Annotated in this window: 21 protein-coding genes; 7 read left to right on the forward strand and 14 right to left on the reverse strand. The window is 32.7% G+C overall.

The window, feature by feature from the left end:
- Positions 1-91: 91 nt before the first annotated feature.
- Positions 92-373, reverse strand: a complete 282-nt coding sequence (locus FS935_RS06870) for an Fpa/YlaN family protein (protein ID WP_146946853.1) — start codon at positions 371-373, stop codon at positions 92-94.
- Between the two features lie 218 nt (positions 374-591).
- On the opposite strand from FS935_RS06870, the gene FS935_RS06875 reads away from it, so the two are divergent.
- Positions 592-1,092: a molybdopterin-binding protein gene (locus FS935_RS06875; protein WP_146946855.1), complete on the forward strand. Its 501-nt coding sequence runs from the start codon at positions 592-594 to the stop codon at positions 1,090-1,092.
- Between the two features lie 140 nt (positions 1,093-1,232).
- Here FS935_RS06875 and FS935_RS06880 read toward each other — a convergent pair whose 3' ends face one another.
- On the reverse strand, positions 1,233-2,561 hold the full coding sequence (locus FS935_RS06880) for a PhoH family protein (protein WP_146946858.1): 1,329 nt from the start codon (positions 2,559-2,561) through the stop codon (positions 1,233-1,235).
- Between the two features lie 267 nt (positions 2,562-2,828).
- Between FS935_RS06880 and FS935_RS06885 the strand changes: the two genes are divergently transcribed.
- Positions 2,829-3,434, forward strand: a complete 606-nt coding sequence (locus FS935_RS06885) for a YhcN/YlaJ family sporulation lipoprotein (protein ID WP_146946860.1) — start codon at positions 2,829-2,831, stop codon at positions 3,432-3,434.
- A 321-nt stretch (positions 3,435-3,755) separates the two neighbouring features.
- On the opposite strand, the gene FS935_RS06890 is transcribed toward FS935_RS06885, so the two are convergent.
- Entirely contained in the window at positions 3,756-4,214 is a 459-nt protein-coding gene (locus FS935_RS06890) for a pyridoxamine 5'-phosphate oxidase family protein (protein ID WP_146946862.1), read from the reverse strand.
- A 309-nt stretch (positions 4,215-4,523) separates the two neighbouring features.
- Here FS935_RS06890 and FS935_RS06895 point away from each other — a divergent pair, with 309 nt between their 5' ends.
- The gene (locus tag FS935_RS06895) at positions 4,524-4,724 is read left to right on the forward strand and encodes a YlaI family protein (RefSeq protein ID WP_146946864.1); all 201 of its coding nucleotides are present in this window, start codon (positions 4,524-4,526) and stop codon (positions 4,722-4,724) included.
- Positions 4,718-5,149: a hypothetical protein gene (locus tag FS935_RS06900; RefSeq protein ID WP_146946866.1), complete on the forward strand. Its 432-nt coding sequence runs from the start codon at positions 4,718-4,720 to the stop codon at positions 5,147-5,149. Before FS935_RS06895 ends, FS935_RS06900 begins: the two co-directional genes overlap by 7 nt.
- Before the next feature lie 93 nt (positions 5,150-5,242).
- Here FS935_RS06900 and FS935_RS06905 read toward each other — a convergent pair whose 3' ends face one another.
- Entirely contained in the window at positions 5,243-5,560 is a 318-nt protein-coding gene (locus tag FS935_RS06905; protein ID WP_146946868.1) for a YlaH-like family protein, read from the reverse strand.
- A gap of 129 nt (positions 5,561-5,689) precedes the next feature.
- Entirely contained in the window at positions 5,690-7,531 is a 1,842-nt protein-coding gene (gene typA / locus FS935_RS06910; protein WP_146946870.1) for a translational GTPase TypA, read from the reverse strand.
- A gap of 356 nt (positions 7,532-7,887) precedes the next feature.
- Here typA and FS935_RS06915 point away from each other — a divergent pair, with 356 nt between their 5' ends.
- Positions 7,888-8,073: a YlaF family protein gene (locus FS935_RS06915; RefSeq protein WP_146946872.1), complete on the forward strand. Its 186-nt coding sequence runs from the start codon at positions 7,888-7,890 to the stop codon at positions 8,071-8,073.
- Positions 8,074-8,253: 180 nt separating this feature from the next.
- On the opposite strand, the gene FS935_RS06920 is transcribed toward FS935_RS06915, so the two are convergent.
- The 3 genes from FS935_RS06920 to FS935_RS06930 all read right to left on the reverse strand — a co-directional run bounded on the left by FS935_RS06920 (position 8,254) and on the right by FS935_RS06930 (position 9,837).
- Positions 8,254-8,718, reverse strand: a complete 465-nt coding sequence (locus FS935_RS06920; RefSeq protein WP_146946874.1) for a GNAT family N-acetyltransferase — start codon at positions 8,716-8,718, stop codon at positions 8,254-8,256.
- Positions 8,715-9,506 (reverse strand): inositol monophosphatase family protein, encoded by a 792-nt coding sequence (locus FS935_RS06925; protein ID WP_146946876.1) that lies wholly within the window; start codon positions 9,504-9,506, stop codon positions 8,715-8,717. The genes FS935_RS06920 and FS935_RS06925 overlap by 4 nt, the downstream gene beginning before the upstream one ends.
- Positions 9,507-9,648: 142 nt before the next feature.
- Positions 9,649-9,837 (reverse strand): YkzI domain-containing protein, encoded by a 189-nt coding sequence (locus FS935_RS06930; protein ID WP_146946878.1) that lies wholly within the window; start codon positions 9,835-9,837, stop codon positions 9,649-9,651.
- A gap of 314 nt (positions 9,838-10,151) precedes the next feature.
- Here FS935_RS06930 and FS935_RS06935 point away from each other — a divergent pair, with 314 nt between their 5' ends.
- Positions 10,152-10,769, forward strand: coding sequence for a YktB family protein (locus FS935_RS06935; protein ID WP_146946880.1), 618 nt, complete (start codon positions 10,152-10,154; stop codon positions 10,767-10,769).
- A 316-nt stretch (positions 10,770-11,085) separates the two neighbouring features.
- Here the strand turns inward: FS935_RS06935 and FS935_RS06940 are convergent, their stop codons facing one another.
- A complete protein-coding gene (locus FS935_RS06940; RefSeq protein ID WP_146946882.1) occupies positions 11,086-11,355 on the reverse strand; it encodes a UPF0223 family protein in 270 nt (89 codons plus the stop codon).
- A 42-nt stretch (positions 11,356-11,397) separates the two neighbouring features.
- Positions 11,398-12,357 (reverse strand): NAD(P)H-dependent flavin oxidoreductase, encoded by a 960-nt coding sequence (locus FS935_RS06945; protein ID WP_146946884.1) that lies wholly within the window; start codon positions 12,355-12,357, stop codon positions 11,398-11,400.
- A gap of 491 nt (positions 12,358-12,848) precedes the next feature.
- On the opposite strand from FS935_RS06945, the gene FS935_RS06950 reads away from it, so the two are divergent.
- Positions 12,849-14,324, forward strand: coding sequence for an aminotransferase class I/II-fold pyridoxal phosphate-dependent enzyme (locus FS935_RS06950; RefSeq protein ID WP_146946886.1), 1,476 nt, complete (start codon positions 12,849-12,851; stop codon positions 14,322-14,324).
- Positions 14,325-14,541: 217 nt separating this feature from the next.
- Here the strand turns inward: FS935_RS06950 and FS935_RS06955 are convergent, their stop codons facing one another.
- The 4 genes from FS935_RS06955 to FS935_RS06970 form a co-directional block, all read right to left on the reverse strand.
- The gene (locus FS935_RS06955) at positions 14,542-14,688 is read right to left on the reverse strand and encodes a GapA-binding peptide SR1P (RefSeq protein WP_439116623.1); all 147 of its coding nucleotides are present in this window, start codon (positions 14,686-14,688) and stop codon (positions 14,542-14,544) included.
- A gap of 252 nt (positions 14,689-14,940) precedes the next feature.
- Positions 14,941-15,402, reverse strand: coding sequence for a hypothetical protein (locus tag FS935_RS06960; RefSeq protein WP_146946890.1), 462 nt, complete (start codon positions 15,400-15,402; stop codon positions 14,941-14,943).
- A 25-nt stretch (positions 15,403-15,427) separates the two neighbouring features.
- Positions 15,428-17,185 (reverse strand): tetratricopeptide repeat protein, encoded by a 1,758-nt coding sequence (locus FS935_RS06965; protein WP_146946892.1) that lies wholly within the window; start codon positions 17,183-17,185, stop codon positions 15,428-15,430.
- Between the two features lie 404 nt (positions 17,186-17,589).
- On the reverse strand, positions 17,590-18,444 hold the full coding sequence (locus tag FS935_RS06970; RefSeq protein WP_146946894.1) for a polysaccharide deacetylase family protein: 855 nt from the start codon (positions 18,442-18,444) through the stop codon (positions 17,590-17,592).
- Positions 18,445-18,589: the final 145 nt, after the last annotated feature.

Consider the following 18,589-nt stretch of genomic DNA (forward strand, 5'->3'; position numbering starts at 1 on the left):
AAAATTTTTAGTTCACATTGTTTTAAATAATTAAGTTTAACAAACCTAAAAAAATAAAAAACCCAAACTGTGCAGTTTGAGTTCTTATCAGTTATTTAGTTGTAAATGCATCATGCAATGCAGACAACTCTCTTTCAAGTGAAACAAGCAGCGCTTTTCCTTCACGTTCCTCAACCAGGCCAAGCCTTACAGCAAAGTCTATTTCTCTAGATAGACCAAACATTTGTGTATCTAAAACCTCTTCATAAAGAGGACATTGAGGCATCGTTAAATTATCCATTTGAACTTTAATCAGTTTCATGATCTTATTAGCATCTGCCTTAAGTAATGCAAGTGCTTTTTCTTGGTGATTAACAGCAATCTCAGACGCCAATTTAATCCCTCCGTTTCCGAGCGATTACCCTATTCTATGTATTAATATTAAATCCATTGAGCTAAAAAAGCAAGGACAAACAGAACAAACTAGAACATTTAAATAAAATAATTCGACAAAGTATTAGGTACAGACATAAAATAATGCATTATTGGTTGTTATGATATGTGACAAATTATCCTTAAACGCTTATACTAGCGTTGTAAGGAGTGTGAATAATGGAAAAGATTATAATGATAACAGGTAAGGTAAATTATCAAATCACCTTAGATCCTGGTGTATGGATTTTTGATGATAGAAAAGTAGATTTAACTAGTTATTTTGAACAAGAAAGAGAAACAAAAGATGAACTAGAAGAATATACAAAGGCTGTATCTAAACATTGGGAGCGTGAAATAAGAGAAGGTGCAATTCATCCTCCAACACTAAAAACGGAACGTACATATGAAAAACAAAGGATTCTAAATGGAACTTTTGGCATTCCGTTAAAACCATTTTTAGAAAATGCCGGTATTAAAGCTGATGCAAAGGAAGTTCAATTTATAACAAGTGATAACGAATTCTTCTCACTATCTGTAGAAGACGCACTTGATGTGGTTGTTGGATTTAGTAACAAAGGAAAACCCTTAACTGAAGATGGTCCCATACACGTATATTACGGTGATGGTTCAAATGTTAAGAATCCTATAAAGAATATTCAAAAAATAGTTATCAATTAATGAGTTGTCTGCAATCTTGAATAGGGTATGAGAAAAAGTAGGTACTATACTACTCTAACAAGTAAATAGACCGATATATAGTGAAGTGTTGGGGATGCCCCTATAGAGTCATCCCCTTATCACATTAATTTCCTAAATAGTTATAACAAGTCAGCAGCCAGCTGAGCTAAGCCAGAACGCTCTCCTTTTACAAGTCTAACATGGCCAGCAATGGGTTGTTCTTTGAATTTCTCAACCACATATGTAAGTCCATTATTATACTCATCTAAATAAGGATGATCTATTTGTTCTGGGTCGCCCATTAGCACAATTTTACTTCGTTCACCAACACGAGTTAAAATGGTTTTCACTTCATGCTTTGTTAAATTTTGCGCTTCATCTATTATAATGATTTGTTCTGGAATACTTCTTCCTCTTATATAAGTTAGTGCCTCTACTTCTATCGATCCCATTCCAGCTAATATTGCGTCAAGTTCACCAGGTTTTTTGGTGTTAAATAAATACTCAAGATTATCATAAATGGGCTGCATCCATGGTCTTAGCTTCTCTTCTTTTTCACCAGGTAAAAATCCCAAATCTTTTCCTACAGGAACAATTGGTCTTGCTACCAGTAATTTTTTGTACGAACCTAAATCTTCCGTTTGCATTAAACCTGCTGCAAGAGCAAGTAATGTTTTGCCTGTCCCGGCTTTCCCAATTAGTGTAACTAAGGGCAAGTCCGTTCTAAGAAGTAGTTCTAGTGCCATCGTTTGTTGAACATTTCTAGGTTTTATTCCCCATATATGCTCGTGATCAAATACTAGTCGCTGTATTTTCTTACCTGACTGATCAACTTTACCTATTGCAGAAGAAGAACCACCTAAAGCATCCTTCATAATGACGAATTGATTTGGATAAAATGGATGATTTGTAATTTCTGATAAAATCAATTCACTTTTTTCATAAAACCGGTTTAAATTGTCGGTACTGATGTACAAATCAAGAAAACCTGAGTATATATGATCAATCTCAACTACACGGTCACTTAAGAAATCCTCTGCAATTAAACCAATAGCATCTGCCTTTACTCTAACAAGTGTATCCTTACTCACAAGTATGACAGAACAACCCTTTTCCTTAGTTTGCTCTTCTAATGATAAATTTTTTGCCACGGCTAAAATGCGATTATCATTTGTTTTTTCAACAAATATCTCTTGAAGTTGATGGAAAGATCTGTGGTTTAATTCAATCCTTAACGATCCACCATTCGGTAAAGGGATTTTCTCATGTAGTCTCCCCGATTCTCTTAATTGATCAATGAGTTTAGAAACTTGTCTTGCATTACGACCTATTTCATCCATATACCTCTTTTTAGAATCCACCTCTTCTAAAACCACTGCTGGAATAACTACTTCATTTTCTTCGAATGAAAAAATCGAATTGGGATCCTGTAACAATACATTTGTGTCTAATACATATATCTTCCTCAAACTTCCGCCCCCTACTCCGTGCTATTTTTTTATGGAGTTTAACATAAAAGTGTTTAAAAAAAAGTCAAGCTGTGAATGAAGCGTTGCTAAAATATATGAAAGAATGAATAAAGATAGAAGGTTTATTAGACAATAAAATTAAAAAGCAACAAAAAAACTTGTCTTCACTCTTTTTTTAATGATCCTCTTGACAAAAATGAAGCGATTTTTACAAGTGGTTTCCTAAGAGACAAGCTTTCGTTGACTAAAAAGTTAAGGAGTGATTTGATGCAATCTTTTATCAAGATATTATTGTTAACAGCTCTAGCCTTAACAGGTTGTTCAGCAAATCAAGGTACCGATAAAAATGATAAAGCACAAGAAAATGGCACACCGATAAATGTTAAAAACAGTGTTGATGAAAATGTAGATCGTAAAACTGGACAAGAAATTTCACAGCATTTAGTTGAATTAGCAAATGAAATACCTGATGTAAATGATGCAACTGCTGTTGTATTAGGTCAATATGCCGTTGTTGGAATCGATGTTAATGCAAAATTAGACAGAAATAAAGTTGAATCAATTAAATACACAGTTGCGGAAAGTTTAATGCATGATCCTTATGGTGCTCGTGCAATTATTATTGCAGATGCTGACACAAATGAAAGACTACGTGAAATGGGTGAAGAAATCCAAAATGGACGCCCTGTGATCGGTATCCTCGATGAACTAGCAGCAATTGTTGGTCGTTTAGTTCCTGAGTTACCAAACGAAATACTTGATAATCAACAAAAACAACCAACAGAACAAGCAGATGATCAATTAAACAAAAAAGAAGAAAAGAAACTTGAAAAAGAACAACAGGATCAATCTAATAATCATATGAATAAATAAGTGATACTCTTACATCCAAACTTATTTGATATGAGGCATGATAATGCTTCAGGTTGATTTTATTTAGATTAGGAGATAATTAATTTCACCTATCAAGAGAAGTTATGTACAAGGATGAACTTACAGGCGCTGTGCATACGAGCGAAGATCCTGCAGTTAAGAAAATAAGACATTGTATTTTCTCAGTAATAAAATTTCGTAAGACAACAAGCACGCAGCTGAGTTAATTTAAAAGACTGTCCATTTGTTTTAAGAAATAAGAATAGTATAGAAGTAACTCTTCTAGGTTTTCTTAATCTTAAATAATGGACAGTCTCTTTTTTATCCTTTATCTTTCATTGCTTGTAAAACTTGTTTATCCAATTTAGCTGCGGCTTTTTCATCATAAGTTTTATCATACTGTGGTTCACTTGATATTCTTGATCCATAGAACATAACATCTCGAACTTCTGAAATTCCTAATTCAATTAAAGAAAGCTTTAATGGTATGTTCTCAAGTTGATCTTCTTTTATATGAGCGTTACCGTTTATGGAATATGTAGATTCATTTGCAATTAAATTCAAAACAATTGCAGGATGTTTTTTTATATTATCGACAATTCTTGATTTCTGGTCGATTGCGAAAAGAATACGATTAGTATCAGGTGCATAGACCCATGAAATTGCACTTACATTTGGAGAACCTGTTTCATAGTCAATTGATGCAATGGTAACAAATCTCTCCTTTTGTAGACTGTTAAATAAAGGATCGATTAAAGAAGTTTCAATCTTATTAGCCATTTGAATCCTCCCTTCCACTTTATACAACTATCATACCCTTTTTTCTAATGTGTTCCAACCATAAACATTCACTCATTTTTTTTGTAGTCGTGATATACTAATTAAAAAAGAACTTTCCCGAACATTTTGGTTATGTTAAGTCCATCTTGATTTTTTCCTTTATTATCAAAAGGGAGTCCGAAATTTTCATCTTACAAAGAAGATACCTATTAGATTGATCAAACTAAAAATATTAAAAAAGGAATAAAAGTCAATAATGATAACAAAATGAACTTTTTGGGGAGTTACTTAATTTCTATGAGGTGTATTATGAGAGTGAAATGTGTAATTTGTGATACTGTTGAATCAATTAACGATGAGACTTTAATAGCTAAACGATTAAGAAATCGTCCGATACATACATACATGTGTAATACTTGTCACAAACGGATTGAAGACAGAACAAACGAACGAATTGCTACTGGTAATTTCAAGCTATATCAAGATAAAAAGACAGATGATTCATGGTAAAAATAAAAACTGGACTATTCACTGGCTTAATTAGTGGTGTGATTTTAGGTTTATTCTTAAAATTATCTCAAATGATCACTGGACATAAAGTTTATACTTTATTATTAAACATTGATTTCTTATACAATAAACCATTACCAGAGATGATCGAATTTGTATTACATCTATTAATTTCAATTATAATCGGCATTGTCTTTGTATCCATTTGTGAGTTGAAAGGATTAGTTAAGTTTAAAGAGAAGTTTATTTTATCCTTAATTCTAACAGCTCCAACATTTTTGTTGTATTTCCCATTAACTGTACTGGCCATAAAGAATACTCCAAGTGTAACAAACATCCCAGCCATTTCCTTGTGGATAATTGGTCATTTACTATATTCATTAATATTGCCAATTAATTTTAAAAAATTAAATCCAAATAAGTAAATCCGTTTGTGAACTCACGTTAATAATAAGGCTGCCATTTATTGAAAGCCACATATTCAAAAAAAGGTTCTGACTAAATAGTCAGAACCTTTTTTAACTAGCTTCTTCAGCTTCCTGCTTTTTTGATTGATGTAATCTTATCTTATAAATGATTAAAATAAGTGCTGCAACAACAAGTCCCTCTGCAACAGGTAGAAATATCCCTAAGAATGTTAAGATCGTGCAGCCAAACGCTAAAAATGTATATATGACAACTGATTTTAAAATAGGAAGTTTTTTTGCAAAGCCTAGCTTATATACAAGAACAGATAGAAAGAAAATGGTTAAATAAAGCAGCCACATACCTACCTTTGGATGTTCGATTACTTGATATAAACTAGGAAAAAATGAAAGTCTTTCAGATACATCCATTAAAAAAATCCCTCCTCACAACAATTTGTAGTAGGAACCTAAAGAAATAGACTAAATTCAACCCTACACTCTCCTCTCTATTTGTTTGATCATATAGGAGGAGAGGTTTTGAATTTTTGTCTGTATAACTTAGTTACCTGCTAATTTTTTCTTTTTAGCAGATTTCTCACGTTCATTTTTATCAAGAATTTTCTTTCTAAGTCTGATTGATTCTGGAGTCAATTCACAATACTCATCATCATTCAAATACTCAAGTGCTTCTTCTAATGACATAATTCTAGGCTTTTTCATACTATTTGTTTGATCTTTATTAGCAGAACGAATATTTGTTTGTTGTTTCATTTTACAAATATTTACTACTAAATCATTTTCACGAGTATGTTCTCCAACAATCATGCCTTCATAAACATCTACACCAGCTTCAAGGAAGATGATTCCGCGATCTTCAATACCTTGAATACCATAAGTAGTTGATTTACCATTTTCCATTGATACAAGAACTCCTTGACGGCGTCCTCCAACTTGACCTTTTTGCATAGGCTGATAGCTATCAAATGTATGATTAATGATACCAAATCCACGTGTTAATGACATGAATTCTGTTGAATACCCAATTAAGCCACGTGCTGGTACATTAAAGATAAGTCGAACTTGACCATTACCATTATTAATCATATCAATCATTTCACCTTTACGGGCTCCGATCGATTCCATAACACCACCAGTGTTTTCTTCTGGAACGTCTATTTGCACACGTTCAATTGGTTCACATTTCACTCCATCAATTTCTCTAACAATAACTTCAGGCTTAGACACTTGAAGTTCAAATCCTTCACGACGCATATTTTCAATCAAAATAGACAAGTGAAGCTCTCCACGACCAGACACAATCCACGCATCTGGAGAAGCAGTTGGATCTACACGTAAACTTACGTCAGTTTGTAATTGTGCCATCAAACGTTCCTCAATTTTACGAGAAGTAACATACTTACCTTCACGACCAGCAAATGGACTATTGTTCACAGCAAATGTCATTTGTAATGTTGGCTCATCAATACGAAGAATTGGTAGTGCTTCTTGATGTTCAACTGGACAAACTGTTTCTCCAACATTAATATCTTCCATTCCAGATACTGCTACAAGGTCTCCAGCTATTGCTTGTTCTATTTCAACACGTCTTAAGCCTTGGAAACCAAATAATTTTGTTACACGGAAATTTTTAATTGTACCGTCAACTTTCATCAATGAAACTTGTTGACCTACTTGCATAGTTCCGCGGAATACTCGTCCAATTCCAATACGACCAACATAATCATTGTAATCAAGTAAAGCAACTTGGAATTGTAAAGGCTCATCTCTATTATCTTCTGGTGCTGGGATATGATCTACAATCGCTTCAAATAATGATTCCATTGTTTCTTCTTGATCCGCTGGGTCAGCACTAGTGCTAGCTGTTCCATTCATAGCTGAAGCAAAAATTACTGGGAATTCAAGTTGATCTTCATTTGCACCAAGCTCAATAAATAGATCAAGTACTTCATCAACAACTTCTGATGGACGTGCAAAATCACGGTCAATTTTATTAACAACTACAATTGGTGTTAAATTCTGCTCTAGTGCTTTCTTTAATACGAAACGTGTTTGAGGCATACAGCCTTCATAAGCATCAACAACAAGTAAAACACCATCTACCATTTTCATGATACGCTCTACTTCTCCACCGAAGTCAGCATGTCCAGGTGTATCCATAATGTTAATACGATTATCTTTATAATTGATTGCTGTATTTTTTGCTAGAATTGTAATCCCACGCTCACGCTCAAGATCATTTGAATCCATTGCACGTTCTGCAACCTGTTCATTTGTTCGGAATGTTCCAGATTGATGTAAAAGTTTGTCAACCAAAGTTGTTTTACCATGGTCAACGTGGGCAATAATAGCTATGTTGCGAATATCGTTACGAAGTTTCACAATTTCATCTCCTAAAATATATATATTAAAAACATAAGCGTAAACGCCATGGTTAGGCTTTAACAATAACAATCATGAGTTGAAGGTGCTTATTAACAATCAACACAGAAGTGATTTTGCTTTTTTTATACTATGCATAAACTAAATCCTAAACATATAAGTAATGCTCGACATTTTATTAAAACACATTTTACTTATAAAAATATAGTGTTTTTCACATATAAAAACAATTATCTACATTATTTCAAAATCACCTTGGATATTATACCATAAACAATATAGAAAAGCGGAATGTTTTTCTGTAAACTAAGAGAAGATACAAAAAATTCGCGAATAAGTTGGGAGTTGTCATAGGTATGAAATTAGGAAAGTGGGTTTTTCTTGTACTATCCTGTTTAGCAGCAATAAGTATGATCGGCATAGGAATTGCTGTAAGTGAACGGAGTATTCTCGGCATAATCTTAGCTATAGTCGCGCTAAATGTCATTATGGGGTCAGGTTTTGTACTAAAAAAAAGAATGAGAGAAAAAGGGTTAATCTAATTTATCTTTTTCTCTGAAAACAGATCTAAATAAAATTTTATAGCTAAAAGGAGTCTGAAAAATAGACTCCTTTTTTATTTTACACACTCTCACTTACCTTAATTGTTGATTGTTAGCTATAGAGTTCATTGTATATAACAAAGTGATAAAAACAATATTAAGATTGTACATAAACTATAATTAAAGAGGCATCACTGAAATCATATATTCTTTTGATGTAGTAACTTCCTTCTCTATCTTAAGTTGCTCAAACCCGCAATTCCCAAGAAACCTTAGCCAACCATCTTGATTTATTGAACAACCCACATAACAAGCTTTATGACCTTTCGACTTTAATTCATGTCCAATTTCTTTTATTATATTCTGTCCAAATCCTCTTAATCTCTGATTGGGATGGATAAGTATTGTACCAATCCAAGGTCTTTCATTTGAAGGAGACCATTCTATATGATAACTAATGCCTATTTTATTATTATTTTTATACCATATTCTCCATTGCCCATTAAACATCTGATAAGATAGTAAATAATTTTCCAGTTCATTTTCAGAACATTCTTCTTGTTGCCAATCATCACTTACTCTAATTATATCTTTAAAAAAGTTATAATCACCTTTGTTTAATTCCTTAAACTCTAAATTCTTCACTTCTTTAAATATTCTGTCAATAGATGATTGTGGAGACTTTTCTCACCAACAAAGAAAGTATTTTTTGACACTAAATTCAGCTTATTTCCATCTAATGTCGATGCGGTCCCACCTACTTCGCTTATTAAGACGAGTCCTGCTGCAAAATCCCATGGAGCTAATCTCATCGTTAAGTAAGCATCTAGTCGACCTGATGCAACATATGCACACTCCAAAGCAGCAGATCCATACGACCTTGTGCCTCTCACCTTTTGAACAATTGGTGAAATGAGATTATGATCAATTCGTTTATTTTCAGTTACCCATATTGGACTAATACCAATAACTGCTTCTTCGATGTTAACTTTATCTAGCTTAGGTAAAGGAAGGTCATTCATAAATGCTCCTTCTCCCTTAAACGCATGATAAAGCTCATTATGTACAACATCATAAATTAATCCAATATAACCAATACCATCTCCATATATCCCAACAGATATAGCAAAATTACGTTGTTGATGAACAAAATTCATTGTCCCATCAATAGGATCTATAATCCAAACAACACCTTCAAGACTTGTCACTTCATCACCATAACCCTCTTCACCTAAAATACGATGATCTGGATACGATTGTTGTATTTTCCCAATTAAGTATTGCTCAATTTCTTTATCCATATTCGTGACTAAATCATTTGGATTAGATTTGTATTGAATCGAGAGGGAGGAATCAAAAGAGTTTCTAATTATTTCTCCAGCTTCCTTCACCCATTGCTTAGCCTTTTGATCAATTTCCTTCCAATTCGTCATAAAGCAACCTCATTTCTATGTATAAATAACCTTTACAATAAGGATACTGTATGGAATTAATGGAAATCAAGTTACAGACTCATTGTTGCGCAGATAAAAACGAACCTACCTAAGGTTCGTTTGTAGATTTAGCTATCTCCAATTATGCCTGGAGCTTCATCCACTCTTTTCGTAACTTCTCTAGTTTTTGTTTACATTCGATTTTTTTCTGATGATCTTTACTTTGCATTGCTTCGTAAAGGGTGGCTAATTCGTAATCAAGCTCAAGTTTAAGCACCCCGATACGTTTGCTAATGATTTTCTGACCACTTGTTTTAACAATTTGTTTCACTTTTTACCGCCCCTTTCATTTACTTATCATATTATCCTTGTAGCGATTTCAAAGTTGCTTTTTCAAGTTGTTATATAGCTTTTTTATATCTTATGTTGGATTAAAAAAAGTTGGAACTAAACCTATAAAATTGTGTATTTACCTAATTCATACCACCAATTTTTTAGGATGAAACGTTGATTAATTCTTTGTATTGATTTCACTTTTGGAAAAATCACGTTTGTTAAACCAGTCGTAAATTCTTGTGGAAATAATTTAAGTAAGTTTATAATTAAAATAGAAAAAAGTGTAATGAACTTCTAGGAGGAATTTTAATGAATTTTAAAGGTTTTTATAATGAAGATTTCCAAACATTTACTATAGATGGGCTAGAGGAAAGAATGGAGGCCATTCGTGAAAGAATTCAGCCTAAATTCCAAGTGATTGGACAAGCGTTAGCAGATGACCTTTCCGCAACATTACAAACTGAAATGTTTCTTCATATCGCAAAACATGCAAGAAGAACTGTTAACCCTCCTAAAGATACTTGGTTGGCTATTGCAGCTAATAAAAGAGGATATAAACAACATCCACATTTCCAAGTTGGGCTTTTTGATGATCATTTGTTTATTTGGTTAGCATTTATTTATGAATTGCCAAACAAAGAAAATATAGCTCGGAATTTTTTAACTAATATGGAGGAGATCACTAAAGCTACAAATGAACAGTACTATATTTCATTAGATCATACTAAAAAGGATGCAAAGCTAATTGGTGATATTGATTTAGAATCTTCACTAGTAAGATTTAGAGATGTTAAAAAAGCAGAATTTTTAATAGGTCGTCATTTTGGAATAAATGATCCAATTTTAAAAGATGGAGATAAATTATACCAGGTTATTCGTGAAACCTTTGAAAATTTAATTCCATTATATAAGCTTTCTTTTGAGTAAGCTCTTTTACCAAGCACTTTAATTTTAAATTTGAACCAAAAAAAGAGGCTGGGACATAATAAGAGAAGTCCCACAAAAAGACGAATAAATCTAAATTCAGTTAAGCTGAAAAAACAAGTTCGTTCCATTGCGCTGCAGACACTCGCTTTCCACTAGTTCTTAAAAATAGTAGGCAAAATCAAAAAAATCTATTGAAGACAACAAATAAAAACCCGAACTATTAGGCGAATGATTATTAATTGGAATATCACCTAATAATTCGGGTTTATAATTGGATAAATACTTATGTCCCAGCCTCTTTTGAAATTTTAATTTTTCACATCTTTACTGTACTAACTACTTCATCAGACTTTGCCTTTTTAATCACTCTATAGGTGGAGTATCCGCTCACTTCCTCAAATTCATTGCAAATGGTTTTTTCTTCAGATTTACTTGGTACAATTTCTTTGAACCTACGATAATTACTCATTAAAAGATCCCGATCTATTCCTTTTTCATATGCTTTTTCTATACATTCAAAAAACTTAATAACATCAACAGTTTCATCTGTACTCCAGTCTAAAGAAATAGGATATTGATAATCCAAGTTGTTGTCCCCCTGTTCATACATTTAGTTGTCCTTATTAAATTAATATATCCAATTCCTTCGAATCTCTTCTGCTTCTAAAATTGTCCGTGTTATAAACTCATTCACAGAAGGTATATCAGAAATTAGTCCCATTACTTGGCCAGCCCAAGCAAAACCTTCTTCTATATTACCATCATAAATATACCTTTTGTTAGCTATTCCACTTATGTAGTCCTTGAGCTCATCATATCCACCGTTATTTTTCTCTATATCTATAATTTTATTTGTCCATTTGTTTGCTATTGCTCTCGCAGGTGCACCGATAGATTTTTTAATAACAACAGTACTATTTTCATCACCATTTATTAATGAATTTTTATAAACCTGATGAGCATGAACACACTCCTTAGTTGCTATGAACCTTGTTCCCATTTCTATTCCCTCAGCACCTAGGCTTAACGCAGCCATTAATCCTCTTCCATCTCCAATTCCTCCAGAAGCTATGACAGGAATGGAAACAGCATCAACAACTTGTGGAACTAACACCATTGTCCCTGTATCTGATCTTCCTAAATGTCCCCCTCCTTCTTGACCTACAACCATTACTGCATCTGCACCTAGTTCTTCGGCCTTGACTGCTTGACGCTTAGCAGCTACTAAAACTAGCTTCTTCACATTTGTTCCCTGGAGTAACTGAAAAATAGGAGTTGGATTTCCACCAGTCATTGATATAACTGGAACATTTTCCTCTATTGCAACTTCTATAAGCTTTTCATACCCATGTCCATACTGACCAATTGCAAAATTAACTCCAAAGGGTTTTGTTGTTTTTGATTTAACCTTCATAATTTCTTCTCTTAAAGCTTCAGGTGTTCCTAAGGACATAGCTGTAATTTGCCCTAACCCACCTGCATTTGATACTGCCGCTGCTAACTCCGAGTAAGCTAAATAAGCTAAGCCACCTTGCACTATTGGGTAATCTACGCCTAGAAGATTTGTGATTTTAGTATTCCATTTCATCTGTTATTACCTCCCTTTATAAATTGTATTTCGTTTTCTTCCTAGAATATCCTCTAATAAAATTGGAAAGGCTTAGTTCATAAGAAAAGTGGAAGACGTCTGCAGATGGACACTATAGCTAAGTACAGAATATTATATTATTTCATAAAATAATGCTCTCATAATAGATATTGTTGATTTCTCTTAATGCCGATTGCTTTTCCCTGGTATATATACCTCCAATTAATAACACCCTGCTTTAATATATCTAAATAGAGAAAACCCTCTCTAAAAGAAATGTATTGTTTTTTATTGACTGTCATAATTGATAACGGTATAATTCATTTGTTTTAATAAATATACAGAATTCGACACTAAAAGGTTTTTTATTAATATGACATTAGATAATCATTTACATATAGCGCTGATTGTTTCTTTAGAAGCAATTTCACCACAAAAAAACAGCCGTCATTAGTAAGAAACTATTACTGAAAAAGAAGGTGGGAACAACTTTGTCACAAAATGATACACCATTATTCACAGGGCTAGTCCAACATGCTAAAAAAAACCCAATTCAGTTTCATATTCCTGGTCACAAAAAGGGAGCAGGAATTGATCCTGAGTTTAGAAATTTTATAGGTGATAACGCGCTTTCAATCGATTTGATCAATATCGGACCTTTAGATGATCTACACGCCCCTAAAGGAATGATCAAAGAAGCACAAGAATTAGCTGCAGAGGCTTTCGGAGCTGATTACACTTTCTTCTCTGTACAAGGAACAAGTGGAGCTATTATGACAATGGTAATGGCTGTATGTGGACCTGGAGATAAAATTATTGTCCCTAGAAATGTTCATAAATCAGTAATGTCAGCTATCGTTTTTTCAGGTGCAACTCCAATATTTATCCATCCTGAAATAGATAAAAATCTTGGGATTTCTCATGGAATTACAACAGATTCAGTTGAAAGAGCTCTTGAACAGCATCCTGATGCTAAAGGTGTTCTTGTGATAAACCCAACATATTTTGGCATATCTGCTGATTTAAAACGTATTGTTGAAATCGCCCATTCATATTCTGTACCTGTGTTAGTCGATGAAGCACACGGAGTCCACATCCATTTTCATGAGGACTTGCCTTTAAGTGCCATGCAGGCAGGTGCAGACATGGCTGCTACAAGTGTTCATAAACTTGGTGGCTCTATGACTCAAAGCTCTGTATTAAATGTACGAGATGGTTTAGTTTCACCTCAAAGAGTTCAATCGATCTTAAGTATGATGACGACAACTTCTACATCATACTTATTACTAGCATCACTTGATGTCGCAAGAAAAAGATTAGCAACTGAAGGTAAAGAATTAATTGAAAAAACAATACAGTTAGCTAATTACACTCGAGACAAAATAAATGAAATACCGAAGATATACTGTATAGGAAAAGAAATTCTTGGATCAAAAGCAACCGTAGATTATGATCCAACTAAGTTAATCATTCCTGTTTATGGTTTAGGTATTACAGGATATGATGTTGAAAACTGGTTACGTGAAAACCATCAAATAGAAGTGGAACTGTCTGATTTATACAACATTTTATGTATTATCACACCTGGTGATACTAAAGTTGAAGTAGATCTTCTTATTAATGCTTTAAAAGAATTATCAGTTGAATTTGGTTCAAATGTTCAGGAAAATGATGAAAAAGAACGAATATTTTTACCTGATATCCCTGTGTTAGCTCTTACCCCTCGCGATGCTTTTTATTCTGAAACAGAGGTTGTTTCAATAGAAGAATCAGCTGGGAGAATCATTGCTGAATTTATTATGGTCTATCCTCCAGGAATACCGATCTTTATTCCAGGCGAAATTATCACCGAAGAAAATTTAGCATACATTAAGAAGAATTTAGAAGTCGGTTTGCCAGTTCAAGGACCTGAGGATCCAACACTTAGTAAAATAAGAGTAATAAAGGAACACAGAGCAATTAGATAGAAATATTTTTTATTTTTAAGAAGTTAAATTAGATTAAAAAAACAACACACACATGATCAACAGACCAAATTGAGATAATTTGGTCTGTTTTCATACTAATTAAGTAACGAGTAAATTCTGTGTCCTATCCTGTGACAACACTTTATAATTTAAAACAAAGCACTCAATAGTGAAATTGAGTGCTTTGTTACCCCTTTATTTCTTTATATAAACCCCTTTATTTGACTTTGACAACATTATTTTTTTGGTTCTGACTAATGCAATCATGATGATTGCATTTACCATATAAAGTTGTCACCTTTTCTACTTCAATTTGACCGATAGTTGAGCTGCAGTGTTGACATACGATTGTTCCCATCTCCATACCCCTTTTCAATCATCTAATTTTGTAAGTTTCAAATCTCCCAAACCTTGAAAGCGTTTTATCTTTGTTATTTATATATTAATATGACATACTAATTACGTCAATACCTAAATTGTATAACACATAAATTTTTTATGTTCTATTTCATGTCGATTTTCAATAAATTATTCCACAATAAAATAAAGCCACTTGTTATCGACTTTGAACAATTTTGATCAAAGTCAATAATAAATGGCAGACGTGTTTTTAATTTTATTTCAATCTTTTCTTTACTGTAGTTAGATCTTTTACAATGTTTTCATAAGAATTTTGTGTTAAGATGGTTGGATTTTTTTTATACCTATCAATTAAATATTCAAAATCATCTACTGCTGTTTGTGTTCGATGAAACACTGATTCTGGCATTCTCATACAAACATTTCCACGTAATATTCGTATTGTAATATTATCACGAGATTTTTTTACAGCTTGATCTAACATTTCTAGTCCTTCTAAAGCAAATTTTTTCTTGTCTTTTGGAATTGGTGTATCTCTTGCCATTAGAGCTGTTACACTACCAAAATAAGCAAAAATCTCAACATTTGAAGGTTGTTCTTTATTTAGTTCTTTTAATAAATTGTATGCCTGTGTTGTAGCTTTTCGATTTCCCTTGACTGCTTTATGATAAATTTCTATAGCTTCAGTTAAACGGTTTTGCCATTCTTGCTGAGTCAATAAAATCACTCCCTCTTCTTGATTTTTAGATACCTTTTATTTCTAAGAAGTCTTTGAAACTAGAATTTTCATCTTCTTTAGCAAGCTTCACCCAGATTTCTCTTGCTTTATGACCAAAGTATTTACGCTCATACATAGTACCAAGGTCTGCTAATACCTGTAGATATTGTTGTCTTGATAAATCAATTTCACCGTTACGATCTTCATACATCTTAGTAACCATTTCAAAATCGCTAATAATTTTATCATTACTATGGAAAAAGCTATCAGGAAGAGGATATAGGATATATGCTCTTTTAAAATAAAGATTCACATGATCTTCACTTTTAGTTGGGATAGCCTGATCCAATAGTTTAAGGCCTTTCATCGTCTTTCTAAAAAGTTCGTTTGGATCATCACAAAAGGTTCCCATTAAGGTAAGCGAAGCTGCATAATAAAAAGTTGCTTTTGTACAATCAGGATTCGCTTTAGTAATTAAATCCCATACTTCAACGGCTTGTTGTGCAGCCTTTTCACTTCCACGAACTCCTAAATCATGAAGAGTATAACCTATTGTGTAAAGTTTTTCAGTTTTATTACTAGAAATGCTATTCAGGTCAATTTCTTCATATGTGTATACCTCAATATTTTCAAGAGCTTTTTCAACTAACTTGGATTTTGGTGAAATTTTAATAAGCTTTTTCCAGGTTTGTACCGCCTCCTCCACCATCTTTAATTTTGCAAAGGATTTACCAAGTAAAAACAAAATTTCTTCATATTGTTGTTGACTAAATATACTAGAATCTTTCTCAAACTTTGACACTAAAAAATGAAAATCTCTTGCTGCAGTAGAAGCACGAAAAAAGAAAAACTCTGGTAATCTATAACTTTGTAAAGCTCGAACTAATCGGATATTATAAAAATCTGGAAAGTCACTTACTAACTTATCTAGAGATTGTGATGTTTTAATTGCAGTAGTAAATAATTCGACATATCCGGTTGCAGCGTTTGTAGACTTCATAGATTGACAATGTGTCACAAAAGCTTTAATTGTCGGATCTGATGGATTCTGTTTTTCTAATTCAGAAAAATTTTTATTAACTTGATAAAGTGCTATTTCATTGCCTTCTACAGCTAATCTATATAATGAAAGAAGTTCTTCAGGTAATGTAATAGACTCTACTTCTTTCATTTTTTCAGTATCATTATTATTACTAATGGGAGGAAGTTGAAATGAAGAATCTTTCTTCTGTACTTTTTCCGCATATTGAATAGCAATTTGATTATTTCCTAATCTCGCATTTGCCTTAACTAAGTTTTTCATTCCTTCTAGATAAAGTGTTTCTGGAATTGCGCTTGGATTTTTTTCATACATTGAGACAATATGTTCAAAATCCTCAATTGCTGTTTGTGTTCTACGAAAACGATTTTCAGGAAGGTTGTTCGCTACATTACCTCGTAGCATTCTTATTAATGGATTAGAAGAATCCTTTAATACAGCAATATCAAGTAGTTTTAATCCTTCATTTGCATATTTACCCTTATCTCTTAAGTTAATTTCATCTCTGGCAAGTAGTGCCTTGACTGCACCTAAATAAGCCATTATTTCTGTGTTTTTTGGTTCTGCTTTCAAGAGAATTGTAAAAAGGTCATGCGCTTCTTTTGTCACGTCCCTTCTTCCTTTAATTGCCCGATAATATAGTTCAACAGCATTATCAAAAATCTCCTCAAATTGCTCTTCATCTATAATTTGATCTTCTATTAAATCACTATTTGAATTTACTGACTCACTATCTTCTTTCATCTCTTCTAATACCTCCTTAAGGTTCATTTAATAAAGCCTTCTTCTGAAAGAACGTTGCTAAATTCTCCAAATATGTTAAAGAAATAGTGAATTCATCGTTAAAGGGTACCATTTTAGCAATAAAGCAAAGAACTAGACTTTATACGGTGCCTTTATTTTGAAGTATTAACAGCAACATAAATTTTACGAACAAAGCAAATAAATAAAATGAAAACACAATGATAATCTATGTTATGACGTTTAAAGAAGTGCTAGACGAAACTAAATAGAATGAAATAGTCTACAAACAAATTTGATATTGCTCTAGGCTAAAACCATTTACATATGCATTATGCTAGTAGATTTTAAAGATATCTTCTTAAAAAAACACAAAAAAAAGCCATATTTTCAATGGCTTGTTTTTTTCACAAAGTTTTAATTTTTTTAGGATCAACAATCTTATAGCTTTTCTCTTGTAAGCCTTCAATTATCTTCTGTAATGCATCATTTGTCCATTCTCTATCATGCATTAGAAGATTAGCCCCATTTGTTAAAAGGGGTGTATTTACCATAATATCTGCTAAAGCATCCTTATTCATAAATTCTTTTTCCCAATCATAACCGTAGGTCCAGTTCATTAAAACCATTCCATGCTCAGCAACTAGTTTTTTGCTAAAATCAGTATTACTCCCGAATGGGGCACGAAAAAATCTTGGTTTTTCACCTGTTATTTCTTCAATCTGGTGATTTAATTCAATAATTTCATTATATTGTTCTTCTTCTGTTAAATCATTTAGGTTAGTATGTGTCATCGTATGATTTCCAATCGAAAAACCAAGATCATAGATTTCTTTTAAGATAGCTTTCTTTTCAGCAGATTGTATAAAATGACCGTTCACAAAAAAAATCGCTTTCACTTCATTATTCTTTAGGGTTTTTGCCATTTCCAATGAATACTTATCAGGTGCATCATCTATTGTAAGAAGAACTAGCTTTTCATTATTATCCTTATCAATCGGTTCAACCTTCCAATCCGTACTATTAATCACATACATTGGTTTCTCTTCGGTTTGACTAAGATTCTTCACAACATCAACTGGCACTTCTTTATCTTCCTTAGCATTATCTTTATGTTCCGTTTCTTTTTTATTCCCAATCTCCTCACTTATTTCTGGTTTCTTTGAAATTTCTTCCTCTTTAAAAGTTTCTGGTTCAGAATTTGAACAACTAGTAACAAAAATGAAAATAGTGATAATCTGTAATATCGTTAAAATCCTCATATTCACAGCTCCTAGATAAATAATTCTATATTTAGTATATATTTGTCCATAAAGCCTCAATATAAGAAATGGTCTTTAGGCTTTTATGTATTACGAATAGCCACCCATAAGTTCCCTCATAAAGTGTTAAAGGAGTGTTTTATTC

This window comes from Metabacillus litoralis, assembly GCF_007994985.1.
In the GTDB taxonomy this organism is placed as follows: domain Bacteria; phylum Bacillota; class Bacilli; order Bacillales; family Bacillaceae; genus Metabacillus; species Metabacillus litoralis.